At 63.7% G+C, this 7,152-nt stretch carries 6 protein-coding genes and 1 pseudogene; all 7 read left to right on the top strand.

All coding sequences use genetic code 11. From position 1 onward, the window contains the following. Positions 1-310: 310 nt before the first annotated feature. The 7 genes and pseudogenes from ACX80P_RS16835 to ACX80P_RS16805 all read left to right on the top strand — a co-directional run bounded on the left by ACX80P_RS16835 (position 311) and on the right by ACX80P_RS16805 (position 6,751). Positions 311-1,282 (top strand): F510_1955 family glycosylhydrolase, encoded by a 972-nt coding sequence (locus tag ACX80P_RS16835; protein WP_459279248.1) that lies wholly within the window; start codon positions 311-313, stop codon positions 1,280-1,282. A 224-nt stretch (positions 1,283-1,506) separates the two neighbouring features. Continuing rightward, entirely contained in the window at positions 1,507-2,256 is a 750-nt protein-coding gene (locus ACX80P_RS16830) for a cytochrome c biogenesis CcdA family protein (protein WP_459279247.1), read from the top strand. 63 nt (positions 2,257-2,319) lie between these two features. Then, positions 2,320-3,102, top strand: coding sequence for a TlpA family protein disulfide reductase (locus ACX80P_RS16825; RefSeq protein ID WP_459279249.1), 783 nt, complete (start codon positions 2,320-2,322; stop codon positions 3,100-3,102). Next, a complete protein-coding gene (resB, locus tag ACX80P_RS16820; RefSeq protein WP_459279246.1) occupies positions 3,092-4,957 on the top strand; it encodes a cytochrome c biogenesis protein ResB in 1,866 nt (621 codons plus the stop codon). The genes ACX80P_RS16825 and resB overlap by 11 nt, the downstream gene beginning before the upstream one ends. Further along, positions 4,954-5,913 (top strand): prolipoprotein diacylglyceryl transferase, encoded by a 960-nt coding sequence (gene lgt, locus ACX80P_RS16815; RefSeq protein WP_459279245.1) that lies wholly within the window; start codon positions 4,954-4,956, stop codon positions 5,911-5,913. The genes resB and lgt overlap by 4 nt, the downstream gene beginning before the upstream one ends. A gap of 39 nt (positions 5,914-5,952) precedes the next feature. Next, positions 5,953-6,521 (top strand): annotated as a pseudogene (locus ACX80P_RS16810) (DUF3093 family protein). Between the two features lie 44 nt (positions 6,522-6,565). Continuing rightward, positions 6,566-6,751 (top strand): hypothetical protein, encoded by a 186-nt coding sequence (locus ACX80P_RS16805; protein WP_459279244.1) that lies wholly within the window; start codon positions 6,566-6,568, stop codon positions 6,749-6,751. The last annotated feature ends 401 nt before the right edge of the window (positions 6,752-7,152 follow it).

Raw genomic sequence — 7,152 nt, 5'->3', positions numbered from 1 at the left:
TGAACCGGGTCCCGCTGCCACCATCGTGGCGGCGGGTCCCGGCAGCCCGGCCCTGATGACATTTGCGAGCTGCTTCACTCCGCGGCCCCTTTTCGAGGCCCACGCTTCCTGACCTGAAATCACTCCCCCACCTCTCGAGCGGGACACCCAGCCATCCTCACGGGCATTCCTGCCCGTCGCGTGCTGCCCGCGCCCTACGCATTCCCCTGGAACACCCCGGCCAGCCCGGTATACCCGACAAACACCGAGTACACCGAGCACCGACGGCAGCACCAGCAGGGACGCACCCTTTGATCGGATACATCACCCCATGACTTCCCCCACTGCTTCTCCCACTCCTTCCTCCGCTGCTTCCTCGCCTGCTTTCCTTGCTGCGGGACGTGTGCCCCGTGCCTGGCGCCGGCGCGCCCTGGTCGGGGTCTCCCTCGCCCTGACGTTGGGGACTGTGGCGTGCACGTCATCGACCGATTCAACAGCTGAATCGGCAGCCGGCTCAGCGGTCGGCGATGACGGTGCGGGGCCGGCCACATCGGCCCAGCCGTATCCCTCCCACGTCCATGGGCTGGCGGTGAATCCTGACACGCAATCGGTGCTGATTGCCTCTCACGAGGGCCTTTTCACGGTCAACGGTGAGTCCGCCGAACCCATGGGGCAGACGATTGATCTGATGGGCTTCACCGTCGGTAGCGACGGAACCTACTTCGCTTCCGGCCACCCGGGTGCCGGCGTCGACCTGCCTAACCCAGTGGGGTTGATCAGTTCCACCGATGGGCTCACCTGGTCGCAGGTTGCCCGTGGTGGCGAGTCTGACTTCCATACCCTGACCACCACCTATGAGGGAATCCTCGGGTTCGACGGCACCCTGCGGGTCAGCAAGGACGGCAGCTCCTGGACTGACGCGACCACCCAGATCAGCCCCTACAACCTGGCCGGAAACCCTGCCACGGAGCTCGCGGTCGCGACCACCGAAGACGGCATTTACCGGTCCGAGGATGCAGGAAAGACCTGGACGAAAGAACCAGATGCCCCGGTCATCCTGATAGCCGCCGTCACCGACGGCTCAGACATCATCGGCATCCTTCCCACCGGCGACGTCCTGACCAGCACAGATGCCGGCATCACCTGGAAGCAGACCGGGAAAGTCTCTGCCCAGCCCTCAGCGATCACCACGAGAAGGACAGACAACGGCACGGAAGTCTGGGTAACGACAGAGAACGGATTGGAGAAGTCGGTCGACAACGGCATGACCTTTACCACCATCATCGACGCTGGCGGCGCCTGACACGTGCTGCCTCAAACCCACCTCACCAACCACCCGCTCCACCAGGCCAACCACCCTGCCAACCACTCGATCAGTGATGTAACCAGTGATGTGGTGGGTGATCTCCAGGTGGGAGCGAGCACCGGCACGAGCAGATCTGGTCCGAACACCGACGTGGCTACGGTCAGGACATCGGGCGTAACGACGGGCGGCGGGCCTACGTCCCTCAGCTCGGCGAGACTGCCATGACCATCGGTGAGTTTTTCGCCGACACTGTTCAGTCCGGGGCCCTGCTCGCGGCGATTCCGTTGGCGATGACAGCCGGGATCGTGTCGTTCCTCTCCCCGTGCATCCTGCCGCTGGTCCCCGGCTATCTCGGCTACGTCTCAGGGCTCACCGAACCGGGACGGCCAGACAATCGCAGGCGGGTGTTGACCGGGGTGGCCCTGTTCATCCTCGGATTCGCGCTCGTGTTCACTCTGTACGGGGCGGCGTTCGGGGTCATGGGATCTTGGCTGCTGCGCTGGCAGGACCCACTCATCCGGGTCCTGGGCCTGTTCGTGATCGTGATGGGCCTAGCCCTCGTTGGTCGGGTCTCGTTCCTCCAGCGGACAGCGAAACTCACGTGGCGCCCGAAAACAGGTATCGCCGGCGCACCCCTGCTGGGTGTCGTTTTCGGTCTTGGCTGGACGCCGTGCATGGGGCCCACTCTCAGCGCCGTCCTGGCACTGAGCACCACGACGGGTACTGCGTGGCGGGGAGCTGTCCTGGGATTCGTGTACTGCCTTGGTCTCGGGATCCCCTTCGTCCTCGTCGCCCTGGGAGTCCAATGGGTCACGACCGCCCTGGCCTTCGTCCGCCGCCACATCCGTGTCTTCAACATTATCGGTGGGTCCCTGCTGATCCTCGTCGGAGTGCTCATGGTCACCGGTGTGTGGATGCTGTGGATCTACCAACTGCAGAACCTTGCAGGCACTTTCCTCACCCCCGTCTAAGGACGTCGCCGGCGCGCCGAGCCATCCGCCCCCGTACCTCTACAACCGGAGGGAACCTTCGTGATGAACCACCCCCACCCGCCCGCACCGTCGGTCGTTCCACGCCGGTCACGGGCCACCATGTGGTCCCGTCGCGCCGCGGCGATGCTGGTCGCTTCCTGCCTCGTCCTCGCCGGCTGCGCAACCGGCAACGATGATCTCGCTGAACAGGCCCGTGCTGGCGACAACAAGAACTACATTGCCGGGGACGGGTCAGTGGCCGAATACGCGCCGGAGGAACGCAGTGAACCCCTGGACGTGCAGGGAACCCTGTTCGACGGAACCCCGGTCACCTCCGGTGACTGGGTCGGAGACGTCGTCGTCCTGAACGTCTGGTACGCGGCCTGCGCACCGTGCCGGGTGGAAGCGCCCTCCCTCCAGCAACTCAATGAACAATTCAGCCCCGATGGTGTGCGCTTCTACGGGGTGAACGTCCGCGACGAGAAACCGACCGCGGAAGCCTTCGAGCGGACCTTCGGCATCACCTACCCGAGCTTCGAGGACCGCAACGGGAAGCTCCTGCTCCAGCTCACCGACTACGTACCACCCCAGGCCGTCCCCACCACCCTCGTCCTGGACCGGCAGGGCAGAGTCGCAGCACGCATCCTCGGCATCGCCGACGAAACGACCCTCCGCACTCTCATCAGCGATGCCCTCGACACCCCCATACCCACTGCCAGCACCGACAACCCCTTCCAAACATCAGCAACACCTGTCACAGCAGTAACACCGGTCGCAGGGTTTATAGCAGGGACGTCGTTCGTATACAGGGTCGACGTACGGCAGGGCCGGGACCATGTCAGCTGATACGAAGCCTGACGCGGGACAGGGCCGCCGTCCCATCCCTCATCAGAAGGGCAAACCGGCAAAGAATGATGTCCGCGTGTCCGCTCTCGGGCCGGTGGAGATGCTTCGTTGGGTGTGGCGGCAGCTGACCAGCATGCGAACTGCACTGCAGCTCCTGCTCCTGCTCGCGGTTGCTGCCGTGCCAGGGTCCTTGTTCCCGCAGCGTCCCGCGAACCCGGCGGTCGTGACCCAGTACTTGCAGGACAACCCTGATACCGGTCCCTGGCTGGACAGGTTCCAGCTTTTCGACGTTTTCTCCTCCGTCTGGTTCTCTGCGATCTACCTGCTGCTATTCATCTCACTCATCGGCTGCGTCATCCCGCGCACCAGGGTGTATCTGAACGCGTTACGTGCAACACCGCCCCGCACCCCGCGGCGACTGTCCCGCCTTCCCCAGCACGGCACACTCACCCTGCCCAACCACCCCGCACCCGGTCACCGCGCCGAACCTCACCAAGGATCGAATCCGGTCCCTGATCCGGTGTCTGATCCGGGCCTGCATTCAGCCGGCCAGCATCCCTCTGTTGCACGCCTCACTGCCACGGTCACAGAGGCGGCCGCGATTCTTCGCACGCTCGGGTACCGGGTCGATGTGCGCGATACCGATACCAGCCGGCCCTCCGTCGGGGCCGAGCGAGGATTCCTGAAAGAAGCAGGAAACCTGCTATTCCACACAGCCCTGATCGGGGTGCTGGTCGCCGTCGCAGTCGGCGGGATGTTCGGGTACCGGGGGCAGAAACTCATTGTCGAGGGTGAAGGATTCACCAACGCCCTAATCGGCTATGACTCCTTCACCCCCGGAACGAACTTCAACGAGGACACCCTGGCACCCTTCGCCCTCACCCTCGAGGACTTCGACGTCACCTTCAACCGGGATGACACCGCCACCTACGGGCAGCCACTGGACTTCACCGCCACCATGACCGTGCAGGAAAACCCCGATGCCGCCCCGGTCCGGCAGGAGCTGAAAGTCAACGCGCCGATCGGCATGGACGGAACCAACGTCTACCTCGTCGGAAACGGTTACGCGCCGGTCATCACCGTGCGCGACGGCGACGGCAACATCGCGTTCTCCGGGCCTGTACCCGCCCAGCCCACGGACTCGGCCTACACCTCGACCATCGTCATCAAAGCCCCCGACGCGCAACCCGACCAGCTCGGGTTCGTCGGGTTCTTCCTGCCCACCGCCGTCGTCGACGACACGGGGCTTGCCTTCGGCTCGGATCCCGACCCGTTTAACCCCCGGTTGAACCTGAACTCCTACTACGGCAACCTCGGCCTCGATGATGGCACCCCTAGATCCGTGTACCAGCTCGACACCACAGAGCTGACGCAACTCAACGGCAGGGACACCGACGCCGGCGGCATCGTCCTGGAACCAGAGCAGACCTACGAACTGCCCGACGGCAAGGGATCCATCACCTTCGACAGCCTCAAACGCTTCGTCGCACTGGACATCACCTACGACCCAGGCAAGATCGGGGCCCTCGTCTTCTCCACCCTGGCCCTGACCGGACTCATCCTCTCCCTCATCACCCCACGCCGCCGCACCTGGATCGCCGCGTCCACCTCCACGGACGGGAACACGGTCATCGAATACGGGCTCCTCGCCCGAGGGGAAGACCCCGGACTCGGCAAGGAAGCGACCAGGATCCGCACACACCTGCAACACCACTTTCAGCAGCAGTCCGGGCACCAGGAATCTCCCGAGACCCCACACAGCACGACCCCACCGGACACCATCCTCGACACCACCCCCAGTACCGTCACCAGCACTGTTATCAGCAGTTCCACCCGACCATCGGATCAGTCATGAACCCCGCACCGCCGGATACTTACATTCCCTCCCCCACGATCAGCGCACTCCAGTTCGGACCCATCACTCTGAACTTCTATGCGCTGTGCATCCTCGCTGGGATCGTGGCCGCGGTGTGGCTGACTGGACGGCGACTCACGGCCCGCGGCGGCCAGCCCGGCCAGGTCCTCGACGTCGTGATGTGGGCGGTCCCGTTCGGCATCATCGGTGGCCGGCTCTACCACGTCATCACCGACTACCAGCTCTACTTCGGGCCAGGAAAGGACCCTGTCGACGCGCTGAAGATCTGGGAAGGCGGCCTGGGCATTTGGGGAGCTATCGCCCTCGGCGCCCTCGGCGCGTACATCGGCTGCCGCCGCAATAACGTCGGGTTCCTCGCGTTCGCCGATGCCGCCGCTCCGGCAGTTCTCATCGCCCAGGCCCTGGGTCGGTGGGGCAACTGGTTCAACAACGAGCTCTACGGTGACCCCTCCGCCGCGCCGTGGGCCCTGCAGATCCACGCCATGGACGCCGGCACCGGACGGGCGCAACTCAACCCCGATGGAACACCGGTCGTCCTTGGATACTTCGACCCGACCTTCCTATACGAGTCGGTCTGGTGCCTCATCGCAGCAGCCCTGATCCTGATCCTCGATCGAAGAACCACCCTTGGGGCCGGTTCCGTCCTCGCCCTGTACGTCGCCCTGTACACCGCCGGCAGGTTCTTCTTCGAACTCATGCGCTCCGACTACGCCAACCTCATTCTGGGGCTGCGCATCAACACCTGGGTCTCAGCACTCCTGTTCCTCGCAGCACTGGCCTTCTTCATCACCCGCAGAAACCTGCCCCGCTCCATCACCCACCGGACGAACTTCGATGTACCACCACCCCACCCAGCAACACCATCGCCATCGCCATCGCCATCTGCAGTGTCATCGCAGCAGCACAGCAGCACCACCAACCCCGACCCCCACTGAAACCCACCCAGACCAGATCCGTCCGACGGGACCCACCTCATGCATCAACCACCCGAACCAGGAACCAACGTCCCCCCACTCAATCCTCCGGATGCCCCTTGGAGCGCCGACGCCTCGAGCCACCACATAGAACCTGAAGGTAAGTCGGCGCAGCTGGCCGATGAGGTCCTCTGGAAGGAACGGCTGTACCCGAATGTGTGGGTATGGATCATCATCGTCGGGCTCGCCTTCGTACCGGCAGTGATTTTCGCCCCGATCGACATGTCGATCGGGATCGTGGCATCCGTGATCGCCCTGATCATTCTCGTGATCATGATGCTCACCTCGATGCCCACGATCCTGGTGACCAGGACCAGCCTGCGAGTCGGCCCGCACACATCGACCGGACGTATATCGGGACGGCGGAAGCCTTCACCCGAGAGGAAGCTACCCGGCAACGTGGCACAGCATTGCACGGCCTGACCTACCTGTGCATCAGGGGATGGATCGACGCCGTCGTCAAGATCGAGATCACCGACCCCGAGGACCCCGCACCCTACTGGCTGGTGTCCTCCAGGCATCCCGATGAACTTGCCGAACTCCTCACCGCACGGACACCGCAGCCGTGACCTACAGGGAAGAATGCCTCGACCGAGTGGAAGGTAAATAAGACATGGGATCAAACAAGCGCAAATCAACTCAGCCACGATCAGCGAAGCAGCGCTACGTGGCCGCACAACACGCCGAAACCGAACGACTATATCGACGGCAACAACACCGCAAAGCAGTCATCCTCGGTGTCATCCTGCTCGCCCTCGCCGGCATCACCGCCCTGACGACCTTCATCCTCGTCACCTGACAGGCTCGCAACGAGTGGCATCCCAAGGGCGATCCCCTGCATCCGGCAGCTATTGCGTAGGGCGTACTCAGTGCAACACCCTGCGGCCAAATAGGTTCTGCCCCTACTACGTACTTCCCACCCGGGCTCTACGGTTGATATATGAATGCGCCCACCGCAAGCGAGTTAGACCCGGATCTCATGTGGTTTGTTCTTGCGATGTCCCGCCTGGAGTGGGGGTACGCCCAGCTGCGCGCAGGCGAGGAGGGACTGTAAGAAAAACGGTGTGTGAGGGCCCGGCCTGATCCGAGAGGAGATGGCCGTGAACGACTTCACGACTGACAAAACAGAGGCGATGATCGATCCTGTGACGGGAGAGATCATCGATCAGAAGGACCTTGCCGAACGGCTGCTCGCCCAGG

This window comes from Arthrobacter arabinosi (assembly GCF_054511115.1).
This window is presented reverse-complemented; position numbering and strand designations above follow the sequence as displayed.

What these genes read in the sequence shown, in the direction of transcription:
- ACX80P_RS16835 (WP_459279248.1), top strand. Translation starts at nt 311, where the DNA reads ATGACTTCCCCCACTGCTTCTCCCACTCCTTCCTCCGCTGCTTCCTCG.
- ACX80P_RS16830 (WP_459279247.1), top strand. Translation starts at nt 1,507, where the DNA reads ATGACCATCGGTGAGTTTTTCGCCGACACTGTTCAGTCCGGGGCCCTG.
- ACX80P_RS16825 (WP_459279249.1), top strand. Translation starts at nt 2,320, where the DNA reads ATGAACCACCCCCACCCGCCCGCACCGTCGGTCGTTCCACGCCGGTCA.
- resB (WP_459279246.1), top strand. Translation starts at nt 3,092, where the DNA reads ATGTCAGCTGATACGAAGCCTGACGCGGGACAGGGCCGCCGTCCCATC.
- lgt (WP_459279245.1), top strand. Translation starts at nt 4,954, where the DNA reads ATGAACCCCGCACCGCCGGATACTTACATTCCCTCCCCCACGATCAGC.
- ACX80P_RS16805 (WP_459279244.1), top strand. Translation starts at nt 6,566, where the DNA reads ATGGGATCAAACAAGCGCAAATCAACTCAGCCACGATCAGCGAAGCAG.